The organism is Streptomyces malaysiensis subsp. samsunensis, from assembly GCF_024519315.1.
In the GTDB taxonomy this organism is placed as follows: domain Bacteria; phylum Actinomycetota; class Actinomycetes; order Streptomycetales; family Streptomycetaceae; genus Streptomyces; species Streptomyces malaysiensis.
The window spans coordinates 14,682-36,525 of record NZ_JANIIC010000002.1; the positions used below are offsets into that span (position 1 = coordinate 14,682).

Annotated in this window: 18 protein-coding genes and 1 pseudogene; 10 read left to right on the forward strand and 9 right to left on the reverse strand. The window is 72.5% G+C overall.

Features of this window, described 5'->3' with window-relative positions:
* The first annotated feature begins 277 nt into the window (after positions 1-277).
* Positions 278-1,447 carry a CapA family protein gene (locus NQU54_RS01335; RefSeq protein WP_257629358.1) on the forward strand — a complete coding sequence of 390 codons (1,170 nt, stop codon included), beginning with the start codon at positions 278-280 and terminating at the stop codon, positions 1,445-1,447.
* Between the two features lie 21 nt (positions 1,448-1,468).
* On the opposite strand, the gene NQU54_RS01340 is transcribed toward NQU54_RS01335, so the two are convergent.
* The gene (locus NQU54_RS01340) at positions 1,469-4,075 is read right to left on the reverse strand and encodes an ATP-dependent Clp protease ATP-binding subunit (RefSeq protein ID WP_306278265.1); all 2,607 of its coding nucleotides are present in this window, start codon (positions 4,073-4,075) and stop codon (positions 1,469-1,471) included.
* Positions 4,076-4,127: 52 nt separating this feature from the next.
* Complete coding sequence (locus tag NQU54_RS01345) at positions 4,128-5,237, reverse strand: PP2C family protein-serine/threonine phosphatase (RefSeq protein WP_257629359.1); 1,110 nt, start codon at positions 5,235-5,237, stop codon at positions 4,128-4,130.
* A 152-nt stretch (positions 5,238-5,389) separates the two neighbouring features.
* Here NQU54_RS01345 and sigJ point away from each other — a divergent pair, with 152 nt between their 5' ends.
* Together sigJ and NQU54_RS01355 are read left to right on the forward strand one after the other, a co-directional pair.
* Complete coding sequence (gene sigJ, locus NQU54_RS01350) at positions 5,390-6,262, forward strand: RNA polymerase sigma factor SigJ (RefSeq protein WP_167505381.1); 873 nt, start codon at positions 5,390-5,392, stop codon at positions 6,260-6,262.
* 43 nt (positions 6,263-6,305) lie between these two features.
* Positions 6,306-7,418 (forward strand): NAD(P)/FAD-dependent oxidoreductase, encoded by a 1,113-nt coding sequence (locus NQU54_RS01355; protein WP_257629360.1) that lies wholly within the window; start codon positions 6,306-6,308, stop codon positions 7,416-7,418.
* A gap of 30 nt (positions 7,419-7,448) precedes the next feature.
* Here the strand turns inward: NQU54_RS01355 and NQU54_RS01360 are convergent, their stop codons facing one another.
* Positions 7,449-8,909: an aldehyde dehydrogenase family protein gene (locus NQU54_RS01360; RefSeq protein ID WP_257629361.1), complete on the reverse strand. Its 1,461-nt coding sequence runs from the start codon at positions 8,907-8,909 to the stop codon at positions 7,449-7,451.
* 301 nt (positions 8,910-9,210) lie between these two features.
* Here NQU54_RS01360 and NQU54_RS01365 point away from each other — a divergent pair, with 301 nt between their 5' ends.
* The gene (locus NQU54_RS01365; RefSeq protein ID WP_257629362.1) at positions 9,211-11,625 is read left to right on the forward strand and encodes a tetratricopeptide repeat protein; all 2,415 of its coding nucleotides are present in this window, start codon (positions 9,211-9,213) and stop codon (positions 11,623-11,625) included.
* 44 nt (positions 11,626-11,669) lie between these two features.
* Here NQU54_RS01365 and NQU54_RS01370 read toward each other — a convergent pair whose 3' ends face one another.
* From NQU54_RS01370 to NQU54_RS01380, 3 genes are all read right to left on the reverse strand, one after another.
* Positions 11,670-12,014, reverse strand: a complete 345-nt coding sequence (locus tag NQU54_RS01370; protein WP_257629363.1) for a hypothetical protein — start codon at positions 12,012-12,014, stop codon at positions 11,670-11,672.
* Between the two features lie 110 nt (positions 12,015-12,124).
* A complete protein-coding gene (locus NQU54_RS01375) occupies positions 12,125-12,751 on the reverse strand; it encodes a hypothetical protein (RefSeq protein ID WP_257629364.1) in 627 nt (208 codons plus the stop codon).
* A 157-nt stretch (positions 12,752-12,908) separates the two neighbouring features.
* On the reverse strand, positions 12,909-13,235 hold the full coding sequence (locus tag NQU54_RS01380; RefSeq protein WP_069860812.1) for an MmcQ/YjbR family DNA-binding protein: 327 nt from the start codon (positions 13,233-13,235) through the stop codon (positions 12,909-12,911).
* 95 nt (positions 13,236-13,330) lie between these two features.
* Between NQU54_RS01380 and NQU54_RS01385 the strand changes: the two genes are divergently transcribed.
* Positions 13,331-13,990, forward strand: a complete 660-nt coding sequence (locus NQU54_RS01385) for a PhzF family phenazine biosynthesis protein (protein WP_167505377.1) — start codon at positions 13,331-13,333, stop codon at positions 13,988-13,990.
* A 12-nt stretch (positions 13,991-14,002) separates the two neighbouring features.
* On the opposite strand, the gene NQU54_RS01390 is transcribed toward NQU54_RS01385, so the two are convergent.
* Together NQU54_RS01390 and NQU54_RS01395 are read right to left on the reverse strand one after the other, a co-directional pair.
* A complete protein-coding gene (locus NQU54_RS01390; RefSeq protein ID WP_257629365.1) occupies positions 14,003-14,938 on the reverse strand; it encodes a pseudouridine-5'-phosphate glycosidase in 936 nt (311 codons plus the stop codon).
* Positions 14,935-16,071 carry a PfkB family carbohydrate kinase gene (locus tag NQU54_RS01395; RefSeq protein WP_257629366.1) on the reverse strand — a complete coding sequence of 379 codons (1,137 nt, stop codon included), beginning with the start codon at positions 16,069-16,071 and terminating at the stop codon, positions 14,935-14,937. The genes NQU54_RS01390 and NQU54_RS01395 overlap by 4 nt, the downstream gene beginning before the upstream one ends.
* Positions 16,072-16,238: 167 nt before the next feature.
* On the opposite strand from NQU54_RS01395, the gene NQU54_RS01400 reads away from it, so the two are divergent.
* The 3 genes from NQU54_RS01400 (at position 16,239) to NQU54_RS01410 (ending at position 18,903) form a co-directional block, all read left to right on the forward strand.
* Positions 16,239-17,159, forward strand: a complete 921-nt coding sequence (locus tag NQU54_RS01400) for an ATP-grasp domain-containing protein (RefSeq protein WP_079260042.1) — start codon at positions 16,239-16,241, stop codon at positions 17,157-17,159.
* A complete protein-coding gene (locus NQU54_RS01405; RefSeq protein WP_257629367.1) occupies positions 17,156-17,986 on the forward strand; it encodes an ATP-grasp domain-containing protein in 831 nt (276 codons plus the stop codon). Before NQU54_RS01400 ends, NQU54_RS01405 begins: the two co-directional genes overlap by 4 nt.
* A gap of 161 nt (positions 17,987-18,147) precedes the next feature.
* Positions 18,148-18,903: a thioesterase II family protein gene (locus tag NQU54_RS01410; protein WP_257629368.1), complete on the forward strand. Its 756-nt coding sequence runs from the start codon at positions 18,148-18,150 to the stop codon at positions 18,901-18,903.
* A 28-nt stretch (positions 18,904-18,931) separates the two neighbouring features.
* Here NQU54_RS01410 and NQU54_RS01415 read toward each other — a convergent pair whose 3' ends face one another.
* Positions 18,932-20,146, reverse strand: coding sequence for a DUF4032 domain-containing protein (locus NQU54_RS01415; RefSeq protein ID WP_257629369.1), 1,215 nt, complete (start codon positions 20,144-20,146; stop codon positions 18,932-18,934).
* A 175-nt stretch (positions 20,147-20,321) separates the two neighbouring features.
* Between NQU54_RS01415 and NQU54_RS01420 the strand changes: the two genes are divergently transcribed.
* Entirely contained in the window at positions 20,322-21,098 is a 777-nt protein-coding gene (locus NQU54_RS01420; RefSeq protein WP_257629370.1) for an SDR family NAD(P)-dependent oxidoreductase, read from the forward strand.
* Positions 21,099-21,131: 33 nt separating this feature from the next.
* Positions 21,132-21,836: pseudogene (locus tag NQU54_RS49910) on the forward strand (helix-turn-helix transcriptional regulator).
* The last annotated feature ends 8 nt before the right edge of the window (positions 21,837-21,844 follow it).

Here is a 21,844-nt window from a genome sequence, read left to right on the forward strand (position 1 = left end):
CGGGCGCACCGCTGACGACCCATGTTCACAAGGGAGTTACGCGCCGGAAGCCGACCCGGGAACCGCCCCCGGCCACGGCGTCGCACGACGGTCGCGCATTGTCTCATCCATGGGCGCCGAACAGTGGGCGACCGGGCCCATCGAGTGCAACCGGTAGGCCGATCCGGTGAAGCTCCACACCACTCCGCAAGCCCTCCTGATGTCGTGCATATAAATATGACAATCCGACAATCAGAACAAAAGGGTCCGGCATGGCCCGGACAGTGCGGAGTGCACCGTGTCCCATCACCCACGCCATCTGACGGCGCTTCTCGCCATCGCCCTGCTCGGCGCCGCCACCGCGTGCGGCAGCGGGACACCGGCCGCCCCGAAGGCCGAGGAGAAGCCCTCGAAGACCTCGGCGGCGGCCCGGAGCGGGTCCATGAAGAAGTTCACCCTGGTGGCCACCGGCGATCTGCTGGTGCACGCCTCGGTCATCCGGCAGGCGAAGGCCGACTCGGGCAGTGACGGCTATGACTTCCGGCGTATGATCCGGGCGGCCGCGCCCCTCGTCGCCCAGGCCGACCTGGCCATCTGCCATATGGAGACCGTCTACGGGGCCGCCCACGGGCCGTTCACCGGCTACCCGACCTTCAAGACACCGCCACAGCTCGCCTCGGATGTGAAAAGCCTCGGCTACGACTCCTGCTCCACCGCCTCCAACCACACCCTCGACGCCGGTTCCGAGGGGGTGGTCCGCACCCTCGACGCCATGGACAAGGCCGGGCTCAAGCACGCCGGATCGGCCCGCTCCGCCGCGGAGAGCGCCCGTCCCACGCTGTTGGAGGCCGGTGGCGCCAAGGTCGCCCATCTCGCCTACGCGTACGGCACCAACGGCATCCCGGTGCCCAAGGGCAAACCGTGGCTGGTCAACCTGATCAATCCGGCGCGGATCATCAAGGACGCGCGGGCCGCGCGGCGTGCCGGGGCCGATGTGGTCGTCGTCAGTGTGCACTGGGGCACCGAATGGCAGCAGGCACCGGACAAGCTCCAGCTCTCGCTCGCCAAGAAGCTCACCGCCGCCAAGGACGGGGGGCGCCGCGACATCGACCTGATCATCGGCACCCACGCCCATATCCCCCAGGCGTACGAGAAGGTCAACGGCACCTGGGTGGTGTACGGCATGGGGGACCAGATCGCGGGGGTCATGCCCGACAAGCGCGGCCAGATGGGCTCGGCCGCGCGCTTCACCTTCACCCCGCCCACCGCCCCGGGCAGGGCGTGGGGGGTGAAGAAGGCGGAGTACATCCCGCATGCCGTGGACAACGATCCGATCGCCCTGGTGAACCTTCCCCGGGCCCTGGAGAAGAGCCCCGGCAACCCGGCTTACACCAGCGCGCTGAGCACCATCCAGGGCGCGGTGCTCAGCCGGGGCGCCAAGAAGGACGGCCTGACGATGGGCCGTTGACCGAGCGGACACCTCACGGGTCTACCGGTCCGTCTGCTCCGGCGGGCCGGGCGGGGGGCCGGGCCGCTCCGGCCGCTCGGCCTCCTCGGTGTGGAAGGCCAGTTTGTCGTCCGCCACATCGACCCGGACATGGCTGTGCGCGGGCAACGTACCGCCGAGCAGCATCCGGGAGAGCGGATTGTCCACCTCGCGCTGGATGGTGCGGCGCAGCGGCCGGGCCCCGTACTCCGGCTGGTGTCCGTGCCGCGCCAGCCATTCGACGGCGGCCGGGGCGAACTCCACGCCGACGTCCTGGGCACGCAGCCGGCGCCTGGTCTCCTCCAGCAGCACATCGGCGATCTGCCGCAGCTGCTCGTCGGCGAGCCGGCGGAAGATGACGATCTCGTCGATGCGGTTGAGGAACTCCGGCCGGAAGTGCTCGCGCAGCGGGCGCAGCACCCGCTCCCGGCGGGCCGCCTCGTCGGCCTCCTCGTCGCCGCCGCCGAAGCCCAGGGGGCCGCCGCGTCCGGTGATGGCCTCCGAGCCGAGGTTGCTGGTCATCACGATGACGGTGTTCTTGAAGTCGATGGTGCGGCCCTGGGCGTCCGTCAGCCTGCCGTCGTCGAGCACCTGGAGCAGGATGTTGAAGACATCGGGGTGTGCCTTCTCCACCTCGTCCATGAGCACCAGCGAGTAGGGCTGGCGGCGCACCGCCTCGGTGAGCTGACCGGCCTCCTCGTGCCCGACGTATCCGGGGGGCGCGCCGACCAGCCGGCTGACGGTGTGCTTCTCCTGGTACTCGCTCATATCGAGCCGGACCATGCGGTCCTCGCTGCCGAAGAGCGCCTCGGCCAGTGCGCGGGCGAGTTCGGTCTTGCCGACGCCGGTGGGGCCGAGGAAGAGGAAGCTGCCGCTCGGACGGTTGGGGTCGGCGAGTCCGGCGCGGGCGCGCAGGACGGCGTCGGAGACGGCGGACACCGCCTCCTCCTGCCCGACGACCCGCCGCTGGAGGTGTTCCTCCAGGCCCAGCAGGCGTTCGCGCTCCTCCTGGGTGAGGCTGGAGACGGGGATTCCGGTCTGCCTGGAGACGATCTCGGCGATGTCCTCGACGGTGACCTCGGCGACGCGCCCGCCGTGGTACTGGGTGCCGGACGCCTGTGTGATCCGGCCGTTCAGTTCGGCGATCCGGTCCCGCAGGGAGGTGGCGCGTTCGTAGCTCTCGGACGCGACGGCCTGGTCCTTGTCCCGGGTGAGCTGCTCGACCTCCCGCTCCAGGGCGCGCAGATCGGTGCCCCGGGCGCTGGAGCGCAGCCGGACCCGGGCCCCGGCCTGGTCCATCAGGTCGATGGCCTTGTCGGGCAGGAAGCGGTCGGTCAGATAGCGGTCGGAGAGCTCGACGGCGGCGAGCAGCGCCTCGTCGGTGTAGCGGACCTGATGGTGGGCCTCGTACCGGTCGCGGAGGCCGTGCAGGATGGCGACGGCGTCCGCGGGGGTGGGCTCGGGGACCATGATGGGCTGGAAGCGGCGGGCGAGCGCGGCGTCCTTCTCGATGTACTGGCGGTACTCCCGGAGGGTGGTCGCGCCCATCACATGGAGTTCGCCGCGGGCCAGCGCGGGCTTGAGGAGGTTGCTGGCGTCCATCTGGCCGCTCTCGGAGCCACCGCCGCCTGCGCCGACGACCGTGTGCAGCTCGTCGATGAAGATGATCAACTCATCGGTGTTGGTGCGGATCTCGTCGACGATGCTGGTGACCCGCTGCTCGAAGTCACCGCGGAAGCGGGTGCCGGCCACGACGCTCGCGATGTCGAGCTGGACGACCCGGCGGCCGAGCAGGATGTCCGGCACATCGGCGTCGGCGATCCGCTGGGCGAGCCCTTCGACGACGGCCGTCTTGCCGACTCCCGCCTCGCCGATGAGGACGGGGTTGTTCTTGCCGCGCCGGGCGAGCACCTCGATGCTCTGCTCGATCTCCTCGTCGCGGCCGATCACCGGGTCGATCCGCCCCTCGCGGGCCAGTTCGGTCAGATCGCGGCCGAACCGGTCGAGGTTCGGGGTCTTGCGCTGGTCCGGGGCGGGCCTCTGGTCGGCCGTGGGGGCGCTCGGTGTGAGGCCGCCGGTCGGCGGCGGTCCCGGGGCCTTGGGTTCGAAGCGGGCGGCGTTGAGGATCTGCCCGGCCGTGGACTCCCGGTTGGCGGCGAGCGCGATCAGCACATGTTCGGGGCCGATGTACGAGGCGCCGCGTGAGCGGGCTATCTCATGGGCGTCGAGCAACGCCCGTTTGACGGCCGGGGTGACGGCGACCGAGCTGCGGGGCGGCCCGCCCCCCGCCTCCCGGTCGATCTCGGCGGCGATCCGGTCGGGGTCGGCCCCGGCCCGCGAGACCATGGTCCGGGTGGGCTCGGAGGCGAGCGCGGCCCGCAGCAGATGTTCGGTGTCGAGGTCGGTGCTGCCGTGTTCGGCGGCGTAGGAGGCGGCGGCCGAGACGAGATGGCGTGCGTTCTCGCTCATCAGCCGGCCGAAGTCCACATGACGCGAATCGGGCCGCTGCCCGGCCGGCCCGGTCCCGAGGAAGCGTGCGAGAAAGTCGCCGAGGGGATCCGGCCCGAAGTCCTCGGGGCCCTGATTCGGGCCCTCGTTCCCGCTGCCCATATGTTCAGTTTAAGGGCGATCTGCATCGATGTCCGTTCCTGGGCGGTTTCCCTCAGCACTCCACGTGGTGGCGTTCGAGGACGACCATGGCGGCGTCATCGCCCGGGTGGCCGCCGGTGTGGCGGAGCAGATCGCGGTGCAGCCGGTCGACGAGGTACTGGGGGCCGCCGCCGTTCCATCTGGGCAGCCGCTCGGCGAGCGGGAAGAAGGTGCCCTCGCTGTCCCGCGCCTCGACGACCCCGTCGGTGTAGAGCAGCAGCTGATCGCCCTCGCCGAAGGCGAAGTCCTCGGTGTGGTAGTGGCCGGCCGCCAGATGGCCGAGGCCGAGCGGCAGTGCGGGCGCATAACCCTCCAGCGTCTTGACACCGGAGTCGCGCAGCACGATCGGCGGCGGATGTCCGCAGTTGACGACGCGCACCACGGGCAGGTCGTCGGGGATCTCCAGTACGGCGGCGGTGACGAACGACTCCCCCGCCCCGGGCGCCTTGTCGAGGGGTTCGCTCCGCTCGGCGGACAGGGCGGTGTCCAGATAGGAGGCCAGATCGGTCAGTGGTACGGGCCAGTGGGCCATCGCGCGGAAGGCGCCGAGCACCAGGGAGGCGTCCGCGACGGCGGTCAGCCCGCTGCCCCGGACATCGCCGATGATCAGACGGGTGGCGTTGGAGGTCCGTGCCGCGGCGTACAGATCGCCGCCTATCTCCGCCCCCGGTTCGGCCGCGAGATAGACCGAGGCGATCAGCAGCGGACCGACTCTGACGGGAAGCGGGCGCAGCAGGACCCGCTGCGCCACATCGGCCACCGCCCGCACCCGGTTCAGCTCCCGCATATGCCGGTCGAGAACCGCGCGGAACAGCACGATCAGCGCCGAGACAAGGACCAGCGTTATCACCTCGGTCAGCCGGCCGGGCCGCCCGAGGAAGCCCTCCGAGGCGTTCGCGGCGATCTGCGCGAGGACGGCCAGGAGCCCTACGCACGCGGTGAGCAGCGGACCGGCGAACGAGGCGGTCATGGCCGGAGCCGCGATCAGCAGCGGGCTGAGCCGGATGCTGGCCGGGGCCAGCACATCGCCGAGCGTGATCAGCCCGATGACCAGCAGGGGGATCACGACCAAGACGCGGGTCCGCCACCTTGGCCGGCGCAGATCCGAGGGACCTTGCCGCATATGCACATATACTGCTTACGCCTGCCATGGCCCCCGCGCCAGCCCCGCCCCGCCCGGATGGGCCCAGTCACCCCCCGCAAGGCGGCTGTCACACTCTCGGCCGCTGTCTCGTCCTCCCTCTCAGGCCGACGAGCCGACGAGAGGATCAGGACATGGCAGAGCTGACCGACTTCGAACAGCAGCGCGACCGGCTGTGGGCCGTCGCCTACCGCATCACCGGCTCGGTCGCCGATGCCGATGACGCGGTGCAGGAGACCTGGCTGCGCTGGCAGGCGCTGCCCGCGGACGAGGTCATCGACCCCCGCGCGTATCTGACCACCGTCATCAGCCGTATCTGCTACGACCTGCTGGGTTCGGCGCGGGTGCGGCGCGAGGCGTATGTCGGCCCCTGGCTGCCCGAGCCGGTGGTGGCGGCCGGCGGCCCCGAGGACCGGGTGACGCTGGACGAGTCGGTGGGGCTGGCGCTGCTCACCGTGCTGGAGCGGCTGACCCCGGCGGAGCGGACCGCCTTCATCCTGCACGATGTCTTCTCGGTGCCGTTCCCCGAGATCGCCGAGGTCGTGGGCCGCACCCCGGAGTCCGTACGGCAGCTGGCCTCCCGGGCGCGCAAGCGGGTCCGGGCGGAGGCGCCGCGGCGCTCGGTGGACCGCGGGGAGCATCAGCGGGCGGTGGAGGCGTTTCTCCGGGCGGTCATGGGCGGCGATATGGACGGGCTGCTCCAGATCCTGGATCCGGAGGTCGTCTGGCGCTCGGACGGCGGCGGCAAGGTCACGGCGGCCCGGGTCCCGGTGCTGGGCAATGAGAAGGTGGCCCGCTTCGCGCAGCGTCTCGCCCGGGGGTTCGACCCGGCCACGATGGTGGTGCGCCGGCGCGAGGTCAACGGCGCCCCGGGCCTGGTCCTGGTCGACACCGCGGGCGGGCAGGCCGTGGTCTTCGCGTTCTCCGTGCACCAGGGTCTGATCACCGAGATCGACGTGATCGCCAACCCCGACAAGCTCCGCCACCTCGACCTGCCGAACCTGTGACCGGCATCACCGTCACAACTCGGGCCGCCGTGTCGTCCTCCTCATGAACACCGACCAACGAGGAGCCGCCGACATGGAGAAGCAGCAGGTCCTGGTACTCGGCGCGGGCTATGCGGGGCTGATGGCCGCCCTGCGCCTGGCCCCGCACACCCGGGTCACCCTGGTCGATCCGAGCCCCGCGTTCACCGAACGCGTCCGGCTGCACGAGCGGGCCGCCGGACGGCCCGACATCACCCTTCCGCTGGCCACGCTGACCCGGCGGACCGGCATCGACCACGTGGCCGCCCGCGCCACCCGGATCGATCCGGCCGCCCGGCGGATCAGCACCGACGACGGCCGCGAGCTTCCGTACGACCGGCTGGTGTACGCGCTCGGCAGCCGCACCGCCGACCCCGGTGAGCGCGCCTACACCCCGGAGACGGCGGCCGAACTGCACAAGCGGCTGCAAGACGGCCCGGGTGAGCTGACGGTGGTCGGCGGGGGACTCACCGGCATCGAGCTCGCGGCCGAGCTCGCCGAGTCCCACCACGCCTGGAAGGTCCGGCTGATCACGGGCGGCGAGGTGGGCACGGGGCTGTCGGCGAAGGGCCGCGCCCATGTCCGTACGACGCTCACCGGGCTCGGTGTCCGGATCGAGGAGGGCCGCCGGGTGGCGGACCCCGACGACATCGACACCGACGTGGTGGTGTGGGCCACCGCGATGACCGCGAACACCGGCCTGGCCGAGGCCGCCGGAATCCCCCTCGACCCCGGCGGCCGCGTCCGCGTCGACGGCACCCTGCGCTCGGTGTCCCATCCGGAGATCTACGCGGTGGGCGACGCCGCCGCCATGACCAGCCCGGCCGCCGGCGCCCTGCGTATGGCCTGTGCCACCGCGCTCCCGTCCGGTTCGCACGCCGCCTCCTCGATCATCGCCGAGACGCGGGGGCAGGAGCCGAAGCCGTTGCGCTTCCGCTTCGTGGCCCAGTGCGTGAGCCTGGGCCGCCGGGACGGGCTGGTCCAGCTGGTGCGGGCGGACGACTCCCCGCGCGAGACGGTGCTGCGCGGCGGCCCGGCCGCCCGCTTCAAGGAGCAGGTCGTGCGTACCACGGTCAGGGGGCTGCGGCTGGCGGCGCGCCGCCCCGGAGCCGTGCCCCTGATCCCCGGGGTCGGCTGAGGATCAGGGGAGGCTGGTGACGCGCCGCCGTCAGAAGGGGTAGTGGGCGTGCTGGGTGGCGAGGGTGATCCACCGGGTGTCGCTGAACGCCTCGATGCCCCAGCGGCCGCCGAACCGCCCGTACCCCGATTGCTTGATGCCACCGAACGGGGCCTGTGGCTCATCCGCCACCGACTGGTCGTTGATATGCACGATGCCGGTCCGGATACGGCGGGCGACCTTGAGCCCATGGGTCCCGTTCTCGGTGATGATGCCGCAGGTCAGGCCGTGATCGGTGGCATTGGCAAGGGCCACGGCCCGATCGTCGTCGGCGAAGGTGTCGACCACGCAGACCGGTCCGAACGCCTCGGCGTGGTGGATCTCCATCTCCGGGGTGACACCGCTCAGCACCGTGGCCGGGTGGACCGCGCCGTCCGGTTCGCCACCGCCGGTCAGCACCGTGGCGCCCTTGTCCACCGCGTCCTTCACCAGGGCCGCCACTCGGCGCGCCGAGGCGGCTCCGACCAGCGGGCCGACCACGGTGGTCGGTTCGGCGGGGTCGCCGCACGGCAGGGCGGCCACCTTGGCGGTGAACTTCGCGGTGAACTCCTCGGCGAGGCTTTCATGGACGAGTATCCGGTCGCCGGACATGCAGATCTGGCCGGAGTTCATGAACACGCCGAAGGTGGCGGCGTCCACCGCGTGGTCCACATCGGCGTCGTCCAGGACGATGATGGCGTTCTTGCCGCCCAGCTCCAGTACGGCCGGCTTGAGGTGCTGAGCGGCGAGTGAGCCGATGGTCCTGCCGACCCCGGTGGAGCCGGTGAAGTTGACGATCCTTACGCGGGGATCGGCGATGAGCGACTCGGCCACCTCGGCGGCGTCCTCACGGGCGTTGGTGACCACGTTGAGCACCCCGTCGGGCAGCCCGGCGTCGCGCAGCACATCGGCCACGAAGAGCCCGCAGGCGAGCGGGGCGTCCTCGCTGGGCTTCATCACGACCGTATTGCCGGCCGCGAGCGGCGCCGCGACGGAGCGGACACCGAGGATGACCGGTGCGTTCCAGGGGGCGAAGGCGGCGACGACACCGGCCGGTTCGCGGACGGCGAGGCCGAGCGCCCCCGCCTCCTGTGCGCTGAGCACCTCACCGCGCGGGGCGGTGATCGCGGCGGCGGCCTCGCGGAGGATGGCCGCGGCCAGGCCCACGTTGAAGTGCGCCCAGGGCGCGGTGCCCCCTGCCTCCTGGGCCATGATCTCGGCGGCCCGGTCGGCGCGGGACTCCAGCAGGTCCGCCGCGGTCAGGAAGATCGCACGGCGCTCGAACGGGGACAGCTCCGCCCACGCCGGGAAGGCGGCGTCGGCGGCGGCCACCGCACGCGCCACGTCCTCGGCCCCGGCGGCCGCCACGGTGGCGAACACCTCCCCGGTGTAGGGGTTGAGGTCCTCGGCGGTGCGCCCCGAGACGGCCGGGGTGTCCTTGCCATCGATCAGCAGATCGCGGTGGAGGGTCATATCGGATGTCCTTTGCGGTCCCTCGCCCCAAGGGCATGTTCGCGGAGTGAACTTCGGTTCACTACGACGGAACGCCAGTCTCCGACGCGCCCGGGGCGGTAGTCAATCGCCCGGCCGCCACCGCGAGCACGAGCGTGGACGGCGCGCCGGTGCCAAGCGCCCTCCCGCCGCGCCGCGGGCGGCGTCCCGGTCGTCGGGGGGCGTGGTTCCGCCGCGGTAGCTGGGTACGTGCACGTCAAACGTGATGAGTCCGCACACTGATCGCGCTGGCAGACTGGGCCGGGACCGGAGGAGGGGGCCGATGGGGCGGGCACGGCCGTCGATGCAGGAGCTGATCCAGGGGCGCAGGAACGCCGGATTCGTGGGGCGGCGCCGGGAACTGGACACGTTCCGGGACAATTTCGGGCTGCCGCCGGAGGACGGGCGGCATCGTTTCGTCTTCCATGTGCACGGTCACGCGGGCGTGGGCAAGACCTGGCTGATGCGCCGGCTGGAGCAGACCGCCCGGCAGGAGTACGGCGCGCTCACCGCCCGCGTCGATGAGACGGCGAGCTCCGTCCCCGAGGCGATGGCCTCGATCAGCGAACAATTCGCCCGCCAGGGACTGGAGTTGAGCGCCTTCGACCGGCGGCTCGCCACCTATCGGCAGCGCCGCCACGAGGCGGAGTCGGCACCGGCTGAGGGCGAGCGACAGGGGCCGAGCACCGGCAGCATGGCCGCCGCACGGGCGGGTCTCGCCGGTCTCGGCATGGTGCCGGGTGTCGGGGCGCTGGCGGGCGCCGTCGACCCGGTGCCGCTCGCGGAAGGCACCGATCGGCTGCGGGCGGCGCTCGGCTCGCGGTTCCGCGACCACAAGGACGTCCAGCTGGTGCTGGACCCGGTGGAGACGCTGACCCCGCTGCTGGTGCGGGAATTGTCGGAGGCGGCCGCAGCGGTGCCGTGGCTGGTGCTGCTCTTCGACACCTACGAGCGCCTCGGCCCGCTGCTCGACCCCTGGCTGCGCACCCTGCTGACCAGCGAACGCCTCGGCACCCTCCCGGCCAACACGGTGCTGGTGCTGGCGGGGCAGACCCGGCTGGACCCCGGCTGCTGGGGCGACCTGGCCGATGTGGTCGCGGAGCTGCCGCTGGAGCCGTTCACGGACGCGGAGGCCCGGCAGCTGCTGTCCGCCAAGGGGATCACCGATGAGCCGGTGGTGCGGGAGGTGCTGCGGCTGTCCGGCCGGCTGCCGGTCCTGGTGTCCACGCTCGCCGAGAACCCCGGAACCGACGGCGACCTGGACGACCCCAGCGCCACCGCCGTCGACCGGTTCCTGAAGTGGGAGCGCGATCCGGTGCGCCGCTCCGCCGCGCTCGCGGGCGCGCTGCCCCGGCGGCTGAACGAGGACGTCTTCAGGGCGGCGGTGGACGACGACGGAGCCGGGCTGTTCGGCTGGCTGCGGTCGCTGCCGTTCATCGGCGACCGCGGCGGGGCGGCCCGCTACCACGACGTGGTCCGCGCCCCGATGCTGCGGCTCCAGCGGACCACCTCACCGCAGCGGTGGAGCGCGGCGCACACCCGGCTGGCGGAGACCTTCGCCGGGTGGCGCGAGGCGGCCACCGGAGGGCTCGACCCGCGCGACGGGTGGCGGCTGGACGCCTGGAGCGGACCGCGTCTGGAGGAGTGGTACCACCTGCTGTGCGCACGGCCGTCGGCGACGCTGCCCGGAGCGCTGCGGGACGGGATCGCCGCCTGCGACGCCGGACCGGCGGTGGCCCGGCGCTGGGCGACCACGCTGGCCGAGGCGGGCGAGGACGCCGACGCGGAGACCGTGCGCGCCTGGGGATGGCACCTGGTGGAGGCGCTGGCGGACGAACGGCGGCGCGGGATCGAGGCGATGGGGCTGCTGCTGGCACGGGCCGGGCTGGACGCCGCCGGGCGGGTCGCGGCCCATGTCGTACGGGGCTGGCACCGCCGGTCGGTCGAGGAGTTCGAGGGGGCGCTGGAGGACTTCCACTGGGCGATCGAGCTGGACCCGGGAAACGTACGGGCGCACTTCGGACGCGCCGTGGTCCACCGGGCGACCGGGGAGTTCACCGCGGCGATGGATGCGCTGAACCGTGTGGACGCGCTGGAGCCGGGCTCGACCTGGGTCCAGCGCGAGCGCGGTGAGACCTGCCGCCGGGCGGGCCGGTACGAGGAGGCGCTGGCCCGGCTGGACCCGGTGATCGAGGCCGATCCCGCCGACCATGTGGCGCTGGGCAGCCGCGGCCAGACCAAGATGGCGCTCGGCCGGATCCAGGAGGCCCTGGCGGACCTGGGCCGGGCCATCGAGCTCAACGGGGACTACACCTGGGCGCTGGTCCGGCGGGCCCGGGTTCGCAGCACCCTGGGGGACACGGCGGGTGCGCTGGACGATCTGGACCGGGCGGAGGCGCTGGAGCCGGGTGTGCCGGGCACGTTGGGCGAACGCGGCGATGTCCACCGCTTCGCGGGCCACTACGAGGAGGCCATCGCGGTGTACGACCGGGCGCTGGCCCTCGACCCCGGCTACGCCTGGGCCCTGGGCAGCCGCGCCATGGCCAACGAGGCCCTGGGCAGGCGCGCGGAGGCGCTGGCGGATCTGGAGCGTGCGGTGGCGCTGAATCCCGGCTACGCCTGGGCCGTGGCGCAGCGCGAGCGGTTGCTCTCGAGCGGGGATTCACCGGAGGGCGGACGGAACGACGGACCGGTGTGACCTCCCGGCACCCGTGCTTCCGGCTCCTCTCCCTCCGCGGCCGGTCACCGGCCCTGGCGTGACGCGCGCCCGGGGACGCAGGACGACACGGCGTGGCGTACGGCGCGCAGCACGGCACGGCAGCGCGACAGATACCGGGCCTGGCGGGACCCGCGGACGCGGCGCGGCGCGGGCGACGGGGCCGGTACGGCGGATGGTGCTGATGCGGCCGCTACGGGCTCTTCGGCGGGCGCGTCCCCCTGAACGGTGGCGTCCACCGGAGCGGGAGCGGCCGGATCCACCGCGGGCGGCGAGGGATCGGCGGCGGTCCTGGCCTGCGGGGTGACGGGGCGCCTGGTGGCCTCCGCGCGCAGCATCGCGCGCATGGCGGCATAGACATCGATGGGCATGCGGATACTCCTGCGGTCTCGGACGTCCGACGGCTGGGCGGGCAGGGCGGACCGCATCCGGGACCCGCGCGTACAGCGCGGAAACGGGATGGCGGACGGCCCGAGCCCGATCAGCAGCGCAGGACCACGGACCGCGAGGAGAGCCGGCCGGCCGGGACATCGCCCCCGGCGCCGAACGCGCCGAAGCCCGCCGCGGGGCGGGCGGGGCGGACCGCGACGAGCACGAGGGGGCCGAGGGACGTCGAGAGGGACCGATGTGCGCCGGACGAGGCGCCGTGGACCACCCGCCCGGCGTGCCGCGCCGGATGCCCGGCACCGTCCCGGGCGGAGAGCACGGAGGACGCCGACGCGATGGAGCGCTCCTCCTCGACCTCCGGCACCAGGGAAACCGGGGCTACAGGAACTGGGGCGACCGGAACCGGGGCAACGGGAACCGGGGCGACAGGAATCGGGGCTACGGGAAGGGGAGCGTCCCCGGAGGCTGACGGAGCGCCCCCGGAGGCTGACCCGACGAGGGCCCGGGTCGAGGCGGTAGCGCCGGTGTCACCGGGCACGGAGGGGGCCGGGGCCTGGTTCGGAGCCCCGGCCGCGCACTGGTCCGGCCCGTTGGACGGCGAGTCGCGGACGATCCCCAGGGCCAGCACGGCGTGCAGCAGGGTGACCGCCAGCAGCACAAGGACGGCGGCCGCGTACGGGCCGCCGCACATCGCGGGGCGGTTCGTTCTGCGGCCGTACATCATGCGGCCTCCCTCGCTGATCCCCTTCCAGGGAACCCCGCACTGCGGAAGACGGCACTCCGATTACCGGGAAAAGTCTGGACTTTCACCCGTGTCGGTTATCTTCTCGAACGCGCATATCACCACATTTCGAGGAGTCACCGGCCGCATGGTGCGATCATTCGAGCAATGAGGCCGGTGCGGCCTGCCGCCAGGAGTCGAGCAGGATGTCCCGCAACTCATCGACGTCGTCCAGCGCGGCCAGCCGCACCCGCACCCAGGCCGAACTCGCCTCATGGGCGGCGACCCAGAACTTCTCCGGCTCCGCCAGCACCAGCTCCTCCCGCTCCACCTTGGGACATCTGACGGCCATCGAGGTCTCGTCCTCGGGCAAGGTGGCGAACATCTTCCCGGCGACCCGGAAGGTGGGCATCGACCAGGCGATCTTCTCCGTGGTCTCCGGCAGCGACAGGGCGATGGCGCGAACATCGTCGGACGTGGTCATGGCCCGACCGTAGAACACCCCACCGACAAGGCCCATCCCCAGGAGCGCGCCTCCCGCGCCGATCGCCGTACCGGCGCCCGTGTTTGAATGCCCAGGTGACGGATCTGGACGTGCTCAAGGTGTTCTGCGGGCCCTACGGCCGCGGTGGCAATGAACTCGGCGTGGTGCGGGACGGGGGCGCGGTGGCCGGTGCGGCACAGCGGCAACGGGTCGCCGCTCGGCTGGGGTTCAGCGAGACCGTGTTCGTGGACGATCCGGAGCGCGGCGTCGTCGACATCTACACCCCGAGCGTCCGGCTGCCCTTCGCGGGCCATCCGCTGGTGGGCACCGGCTGGCTGCTGGACCTGCCCGAGCTGCTGCCGCCCGCCGGTGAGGTTCCGGTGCGCCAGGACGGCGAGTTCACCTGGATCACCGGCCGCCCCGCGTGGGCGGCCGGGCGGCGCACTCAGCGGTACGCCTCCCCCGAGGAGGTGGACGCGCTGCCCTCGCCTCCGGAGGGCGAGGGCTGGCTGTACGCATGGGCGTGGCAGGACGAGGCCGCGGGCCGGGTGCGGGCGCGGGCGTTTCCCCGCCGGGGGGACGGGATCGTCGAGGACGAGGCCACCGGCGCCGCCGCCCTGGTCCTCTCGGGCGAGCTGGGGCGCGCCCTGAACATCGCCCAGGGTGTGGGGTCGCAGATCCTCACCGGTCCCCTGCCGGACGGCTCCATCGAGATCGGCGGCCGGGTCGAGCTCTCCGAGGTCCGCTCGCTGTAGGCCCCGCCCCGGTCACGAGACATTCCGCGCCCCGGCGGCATAGTGGATCGCGATCCGCGCCCCGAGGCGTGCGTTGTTCTTGACCAGGGCGATATTGGTCCGCAGGCTCTCCCCCTTGGTCAACTCCACGATCCGGCCCAGCAGATACGGGGTCGCGTCCTTGCCGCCGATTCCCGCCTCCGCCATCTCGGCCAGGGCCCGCTCGATGACGCCGTCCATCCGCTCGGCGGGGATCTCCTCGGCCTCGGGGACCGGATTGGCGATGCTCAGCCCCGCCGTCATGCCCAGCTCCCACTGGGCGCGCATGGTGGCGGCGATCTCCTCGGGCGAGTCGACGCGCAGCGGGGAGCGGAAGCCGCTGACCCGGGAGTAGAAGGCGGGGAAGTCGTCGGTGCCGTAGGTGAGCACCGGGACGCCCAGGGTCTCCAGCTTCTCCAGGGTGAGCCCGATGTCGAGGATGCTCTTGACCCCGGCGCTGATGACGGCGACCGGGGTGGTGGCGAGCTCGGTGAGATCCGCGCTGATGTCGAAGGACCGCTCCGCGCCCCGGTGCACTCCGCCGATGCCACCGGTGACGAAGACGCGGATCCCGGCGAGCGCGGCGAGTCGCATGGTGGATGCCACGGTGGTCGCGCCATGGCCGCCGCGGGCGATGACATGGGCGAGGTCGCGCACGCTGACCTTGCCGACGTCGGGGCTGGTGGCGAGCAGTTCCAGATCGGCGCGGTCCAGACCGGCGCGCGGTGTGCCGTGGAGGACGGCGACGGTGGCGGGGACCGCCCCCTCGGCGCGGATGATCCGCTCGACCTCGGTGGCCATCTCGACGTTCTGCGGATACGGCATGCCGTGGCTGATGATCGTGGACTCCAGCGCGACCACGGGACGGCCGTCGCGCAGCGCCTCCGCGACCTCCTCGGTGAGAGCCATCCGGGGGTGGGGCGTGGTCATGTGGTCCTCCGCGGCGGGGCGTTGAGCGCGTCCTGGATCAGGCGCGGGGTCAGGTCGGGTCGTACGGTGGCGGGGGTGGCCACCGTCAGCGCGGCGGCGGCGTGGCCGTAGCGGGCGGCGTCGGCGGGGTCGGCGCCGCCGAGCAGGGCGTGTGCGAACGCGCCCAGCATCGCGTCCCCGGCGCCGGTGACGTCGTGCACCTCGGCCGGTGGCGCGTCGAGGAGCACCCGGCCCTCGTCGAGGGTGCTCAGCAGGGAGCCGCGCGCGCCGAGCCGCACCCACACATGCCGCACTCCGCGCTCATGGAGGACGCCCACGGCCCGGAGCAGCTCCGGGTCGTCCGCGCCGGCGGCCCCGTCGGGCGCCCGGCCGGTGAGCGCGCCCAGCTCCGCCACGTTGGGTGTGACGGCGAAGACCGGGCGCCCGGCGGCGAACAGCGGGGCGAGCAGCGCCGCCTTGGGGACGCTCACCGGGTCGATCAGCGTCTGGACACCGGTGGCGGAGGCGATGTCCAGGACGTACGAGAGCACGCCCGGGGCGAGGTTCCCGTCCAGCACCAGCAGCCCGGCATGGCCGATGAGTTCACGCGCGGTGTGCAGATGCTCGGGGCTCAGCGCGTCGGTGGCGGCCATGTCGGCGATGGCCACGACCAGATCCCCGTCGGCGTCCAGCACCGCCGTATAGGTGCCGGTGGGATGCGGGCCGCGGTGCACATGGTCGATGCGCACCCCGGCGGCCCGGGTCTCGCTCAGCAGCCGCTCCCCCGCCGCGTCCCGGCCCACGGCAGCGATGAGATGGGTGGGGGTACCGAGCCGGGCGAGGTTCTCGGCGACATTCCGGCCGACCCCGCCGGGGCTGGTGTGGGAGTGCCCCGGATTGCTGGTGCGGTACGCGACGGGGGCGAGGCTGCGCACCTTGATGTCCACATTGGCCCCGCCGATGACCACCACCGCGCGCTCCTGGCGCAGGATGTAGCCGCGCCCCAGGATGGCGCCCTTCTTGCCCAGGTTGGAGAGATGGACATTGACCGCGGCCCGGGTGGTCCCGAGGGCGTCGGCGATGGCCTGGGCCCCGGCCAGCGGGTCCCGCCGGAGCAGCGCGAGAATCTCACGTTCCCTGCGCGTCAGCGTCATGTTCAGCAGAGTAAAGGAAACTTAGCCCGATAAACAGGCCACCGGGCGCCATGCCTTGGCCCAGGAGATCGTAAAAGAACGGCGGATGACATCCTGGGGGGCCATGGCGCGCCGGACACTCTCGGCAGCGGCCCGGGAAACTGTCCGGTGACGAGGAAGAAGTGCCGATGAGACTCTGCTTTCTGGTGGAGGAGCGCTATCGCCATGACGGCATGCCGCGTGAGGTGATCCGTCAACTCTCCGCCTGGGGCCACCAGGTGGACGTGGTCCGGCCGGGCCGATCCCTGATGCGGATGTCCGACACGGTGCGGGCGGGCAGCCATGACGCGTGGGTCCTCAAGACGGTGTCCGGAGGCCCCGGGCTGACGCTGCTGGAGGCCGCGGCGGCGGTCGGGCTGACCACCGTGAACGACGCCCGTTCCATCCGCGGCGTACGGGACAAGGCGCTGGCGGCCGCCATCGGGCGCGGCGGCGGGCTGCCGATGCCGCCCACCTACGCGGCGGCCCGGCCCGAGGCGCTGGAGGAGATACCGGAGGCCGAGTTCCCGCTGGTGGTCAAGCCCGCGGACGGCAGCTCGGGGCGGGCCGTGCGGCTGGTGCCGACACCGGACCGGCTGAGGGAGCTGCGTACCGAACTGGCCGCGGAGGACATGCTCATCGCCCAGCCCTATGTGCCGAATTCGGGCGTCGACCTCAAGGTCTACTGCGTGGACGGGGAGTTGTACGCGACCGAGCGGGTGTCACCGCTGAGCCCCGACGGGAACGCACGCGGACGCCGGGTGCCGCTGTCCGCCGAGGTGGCGGCCATCGCCGCCGAGGTCGGCGCGGTCTACGGCCTCGATCTGTACGGGGTGGATGTGCTGCTGGGCCCGGACGGGCCGGTGGTGGTCGATGTGAACGACTTCCCCAGCTTCACGGAGGTGCCGGACGCGGCGGCCCGGGTGGGGCGCGCGATACTGGAGTTGGCGCGCAGGGGCGGCGGCCGGTCGAAGGCCGCGCTCGTCGGCGCCCTCCACGGGCCGGTGCGTGGCCCGGAGCCGGTCCCGGCCAGGGGCCGGGTGACCGCGACGGTCAGCGGCGGCCGATGAGGATCGGTCTGATCACCGCCGACCCCGGCCACCAACTCCTCGCCGACACCGCGGATGTGCTGACCCCACACCATGAGGTGGTGGCGCTCGACCCGGGCGGCCACCAGGCCGGGGGGCAGGACCCCGTCTCCTCCGGGGAGCTCGCCGATGTGTATCTGCTGAAGGCCCGGACCCCGTGTGCGCTGGCGCTCGCCCGGTCCCTGGAGCGGCGCGGCGCCCCGGTGGTGAACTCGGCCGCGGCCACCGCGCGGTGCCAGGACCGGACGGTGATGGCCGAACGGGCGCTGCGCGCCGGGCTGCCGTTCGCCGCCACCCGTACCGTGGCCTCGCTCGCCGCGCTGGCGGCGGAGCCGCCGCGCCGCCCCGTCGTCGTCAAGAGCCGCCACAGCCGGCGCCATGACCTGGTGGCCCGTGCCGACGATGCCGCGCGGCTTCGCGACCTGACGGCCGACTGGGCCGATGAGCCCGTGGTGGTGCAGGACTTCATCCCGAACGACGGCTGGGACCACAAGCTGTGGGTGATCGCGGGCAGGGTGTTCGCCGCGCTGCGCCGGTCGGAGCTGGCGGCGGGCGGCCGCGGACCGAACCTGCCGCTCGCCCTGGACGCGCTGCCGCCCGGCTGGCTGGATATGGTGCTCCGGGTCGGTGCGGTGTTCTCGCTCGACGTCTACGGCGTGGACCTGATCGACACGGGCGGCGGCGCCCCGCAGATCGTGGACATCAACGCCTTCCCGGGAATCCGCGGTCAGGCAGGCGCCCCCGAGGCGCTGGCGGCCCTCGCGCTGCGGACGGCCGAACGGGGCGTACTCACCGTCCCCTGCCCATGACCGACACGAGGGAAATACTAGGGGACTCCCGTCCGAAATAGGGGTGGCCGCAGGTCGGATGGGACAGGCAGGGTGGTCTACTGGTCTGCGCGCGAACCGAGGCACGCGCGCGACAGCCCTCCGACAGCCGCCGCAGAGCGAGCGGCACGAAAGGACATCACGTGACCGCAAACCCCACCGGCACAAGCCTGTGGATCAGGCAGTTCCACCCCGCGCCGGCCGCCGCGACGCGACTCGTCTGCCTGCCCCACGCCGGCGGGTCCGCCTCCTACTACTTCCCCGTCTCCAAGGCGCTCTCGCCCACGGTCGACGTGCTCGCCGTGCAGTATCCGGGGCGCCAGGACCGGCGCAACGAGAAGTGCGTCGACAACATCCCCGACCTGGCCGACGCGCTGGTGCCCGAGCTGCTGCCCTGGACGGACAAGCCGGTGGCGCTTTTCGGCCACAGCATGGGCGCCACCCTGGCCTTCGAGGTCGCCCTGCGCCTGGAGCAGAAGGGCGTGGTGCCGGTGGCGCTGTTCGCCTCGGGGCGGCGCGCCCCCTCCTGCCACCGCGACGAGTCCGTCCACCTCCGTGACGACGACGGGCTGATCGCCGAGATGAAGGCGCTCAGCGGCACCGACACCCAGCTCCTCGGCGACGACGAGATCCTGCGGATGGTGCTGCCCTCGATCCGCAGCGACTACAAGGCGGCCGAGACCTATCGCTACACCCCCGGCCCGCAGTTGGCGACGCCCATCCACGCGCATGTGGGGGACGACGACCCCAAGGCGAGTGTCGAGGAGGCGCGCGCCTGGGGCGAGCACACCTCCGGTGGCTTCGACCTCCAGGTGTACTCCGGCGGCCACTTCTACCTCAACGACCAGGCGCCGCGCGTCATCGAGTCGATCCGGAAGGTGCTGACCGCGGGGTCCTGAGCGCCCGGCCGGGAGCCCAGGGGGCTGTTCAGCCGTGGGGGCGGTGGCCCAGGACGGTGCGTATGTAGTCCTCGACGGTGGTGTCCAGACCCACGTCACGGCGGGCCCGCTCGGACAACAGCCAGCGGTGTTCGAGCAGTTCGTAGTAGATCTGCGCGGTGTCCGTGGCACCGCGCAGCTCCTTGGGAACGGCCCGCACGGCGGGCCGGAAGACATCGCGGACCCATCGGTGGGCCAGCACCTCCGGGCGCGCGCCGAGCGGATCGCCGGGCGCGTAGTCGTCCTGGGTGGCCATCCAGGTCTCCAGGTCGTTCAGGAGGCTGCGGGCCTGGTTCTCCTCCGCGTCGAGTCCGGTCAGCCGCAGCAACTGCCGCTGGTGGTGGCCCGCGTCGACGACCTTGGGCACGAAGGTGACGGTGTCGCCGTCGGGTGAGCGCTCGATCTGCATCTCCGCCACGTCGAACCCGAGGTCGTTCAGACGCCGGACGCGCTGGTCGATGGCGTGGCGCCGGGCGAGCGGATAGACCGACTCACGGGTCAGCTCATGCCACAGCTCGCAGTAGCGCTCGACAATGGCCTGGCCGAAGAGCACCGGGTCGACCGAGGGGTGCAGGGAGCCACTCGCCTCCAGGTCCATCAGCTCGCCCGCGATGTTCACCCGCGCCACCTCGACGTCGTACTCCCGCTGTCCGCTGGTGAGCCTCGGCTGGAGCTGCCCGGTCTCGGCATCCACCAGATAGGCGGCGTACGCGCCCGCGTCGCGCCGGAAGAGGGTGTTGGACAGCGAGCAGTCGCCCCAGGCGAACCCGGCCAGATGCAACCGCACCAGCAGCACGGCGAGCGCGTCGAGCAGCCGTCTGATGGTGCTGGGCCGCATGGTGGTCTGGAACATCGAACGGTACGGCTGGGACCCCACCAGATGGCGGGTGATCAGCGCCGGTTCCAGCGGCTCGCCGTGTTCGTCGGTGCGCCCGGTGACCACCGCGAGCGCGTCCACCGCGGGGACGGCGAGCCGGTCCAGATCGCGCAGCAGCCCGTACTCCCGTACGGCCGCCCACTCGCCGACCTCCTTCACCGCGACGATCTCGCCGCCCGCCTGGGCGAAGCGGACCACATGGCGGGAGATGCCCCGGGGCAGCGCGACCAGATGCTCCTCCGGCCACTCCTCCAGGGGGATGTTCCACGGCAGATCGAGCAGAGACGCCGGATGCTCGGGCGAGGTGGCGGTGATCTGCAACTCCATGACATCTCAGTGTGCGGCACGGAGAGGGGATCGGAGCCGGTCGTACGCCGGGTCATGGCCGGGGCCAAGTGGACAGATTCTGTCCGGATACATACGCTGAAGATCCAATCGGACAAGATCTGCCCGTTTAGGAGGCCGCCGCGATAGGACCGGCATGTCGAAGGGAACCGCCGCCATGAGCCATCTCGCCGGCACCACTGCGGTGATCACCGGCGGCGGCGAGGGCCTCGGCTACGCCATCGCGGACGCCTTCGCCGTGGAGGGCGCAGGCTTGGTGCTGCTCGGCCACGACTGGGACAAGCTGGAGCGGGCCCGCCACACCCTGGCCGGACATGGCACCGCCGTACGCACCCTCCGTGTCGACCTGGCCGACCCCGGCGCCGCGACCGCCGCCGCGCATCAGGTGCTCGCGCTCACCGAACGGGTGGACACGCTGGTCAACAACGCCGGCACGGCACACTTCAGCCCGCTCGCCCAGACCTCGGCCGACTCCTTCGACACCATGCTGCACCTCAATGTCCGGGTGCCCTTCCTGCTGGCCCAGGCGCTGCTGCCCGCGCTCGTCGAGGGCCGCGGCAGCATCATCAACATCAGCAGCTACTGGGCCCACGCGATGTCCGCCGACCGCCCCTCCGCGGCCTACTCCGCCACCCGCGGCGCCATCAACGCGATGACCCGGGCGCTCGCCGGGGAACTGGGCCCCTCCGGTGTCCGGGTCAACGGCATCGCCCCCGGCGCCGTGCGCGCCCCGGCGTGTGAACGCGACCGCCTCGTCCCGATGGGTGCCGAGGAGCCCGGTGCCGGGGGCGGGCACGCCCCGGACGCCCGTCCCCCGGGCCGGATCGGCGAACCCCACGAGGTGGCGGCCGCGGCGGCCTTCCTCGCCTCCTCCCGGGCCGGATGGACCACCGGCACCATCATGAACGCGGACGGCGCCCTGGCCGTCCGCTGACGGCCGCGGCGGAATCCGGCGGCCGCCGGTGGGATCCGGTGGCCGCCGGTGGGATCCGGTTATCGCCATGACGAGCACCAGATCGTCTACGCCGGGCGAGGCGTGCTGGCGGTCACCACCGACGCGGGAAGCTGGATCGCGCCCGCCAACCGGGCGCTGTGGATTCCGGCCGGGACCGTCCATCAGTCTCCTAGCGAGGGGACCACCGGCTTCAGCCGGTGGGGGAATCGCTTTCCTGGCCTTTGATACCTTCCTCTTGTCCCGAAAGGGATCGGTTCGGGCTGGACCGCAACCTTCGAGTTGAAAGCCCCCCTCCTTCAGGCGGGGGAGCGGAGTCACGAACACCGCGCGTACGGCGCGTTTCTCTAGGTCGGCCCGCGGCTACGCGAGCTGATCGAGTAGCTGGTGCATGTGCCCGCCGCCAGGGACCCGCGTCTCATGGCGGTGTGCGCCATCCTCCACGACGACCCGGCGGACAACCGGACCCTGCGGCAGCTCGGCGCCGCGGTCGGGGTCGGCGAGCGCACCCTGACCCGGCTGTGCGCGGCGGAGCTGGGGATGACGTTCCCGCAGTGGCGCACCCAGCTTCGGCTGCACCACGCCCTGCGGCTGCTGGCCGAGGGCGTCCCGGTCACGGCCGTGGCCCATCGATGCGGCTGGGCGTCCAGCAGCGCCTTCATCGATGTCTTCCGCCGGGCCTTCGGGCACACCCCCGGCGCCCACCGCGCGCTCGGCTGACGCCCGGC

What these genes read in the sequence shown, in the direction of transcription:
- NQU54_RS01340 (WP_306278265.1), bottom strand. Translation starts at nt 4,075, where the DNA reads ATGGGCAGCGGGAACGAGGGCCCGAATCAGGGCCCCGAGGACTTCGGG.
- NQU54_RS01345 (WP_257629359.1), bottom strand. Translation starts at nt 5,237, where the DNA reads ATGCGGCAAGGTCCCTCGGATCTGCGCCGGCCAAGGTGGCGGACCCGC.
- sigJ (WP_167505381.1), top strand. Translation starts at nt 5,390, where the DNA reads ATGGCAGAGCTGACCGACTTCGAACAGCAGCGCGACCGGCTGTGGGCC.
- NQU54_RS01355 (WP_257629360.1), top strand. Translation starts at nt 6,306, where the DNA reads ATGAACACCGACCAACGAGGAGCCGCCGACATGGAGAAGCAGCAGGTC.
- NQU54_RS01360 (WP_257629361.1), bottom strand. Translation starts at nt 8,909, where the DNA reads ATGACCCTCCACCGCGATCTGCTGATCGATGGCAAGGACACCCCGGCC.
- NQU54_RS01365 (WP_257629362.1), top strand. Translation starts at nt 9,211, where the DNA reads ATGGGGCGGGCACGGCCGTCGATGCAGGAGCTGATCCAGGGGCGCAGG.
- NQU54_RS01370 (WP_257629363.1), bottom strand. Translation starts at nt 12,014, where the DNA reads ATGCCCATCGATGTCTATGCCGCCATGCGCGCGATGCTGCGCGCGGAG.
- NQU54_RS01375 (WP_257629364.1), bottom strand. Translation starts at nt 12,751, where the DNA reads ATGTACGGCCGCAGAACGAACCGCCCCGCGATGTGCGGCGGCCCGTAC.
- NQU54_RS01380 (WP_069860812.1), bottom strand. Translation starts at nt 13,235, where the DNA reads ATGACCACGTCCGACGATGTTCGCGCCATCGCCCTGTCGCTGCCGGAG.
- NQU54_RS01390 (WP_257629365.1), bottom strand. Translation starts at nt 14,938, where the DNA reads ATGACCACGCCCCACCCCCGGATGGCTCTCACCGAGGAGGTCGCGGAG.
- NQU54_RS01395 (WP_257629366.1), bottom strand. Translation starts at nt 16,071, where the DNA reads ATGACGCTGACGCGCAGGGAACGTGAGATTCTCGCGCTGCTCCGGCGG.
- NQU54_RS01400 (WP_079260042.1), top strand. Translation starts at nt 16,239, where the DNA reads ATGAGACTCTGCTTTCTGGTGGAGGAGCGCTATCGCCATGACGGCATG.
- NQU54_RS01405 (WP_257629367.1), top strand. Translation starts at nt 17,156, where the DNA reads ATGAGGATCGGTCTGATCACCGCCGACCCCGGCCACCAACTCCTCGCC.
- NQU54_RS01415 (WP_257629369.1), bottom strand. Translation starts at nt 20,146, where the DNA reads ATGGAGTTGCAGATCACCGCCACCTCGCCCGAGCATCCGGCGTCTCTG.
- NQU54_RS01420 (WP_257629370.1), top strand. Translation starts at nt 20,322, where the DNA reads ATGAGCCATCTCGCCGGCACCACTGCGGTGATCACCGGCGGCGGCGAG.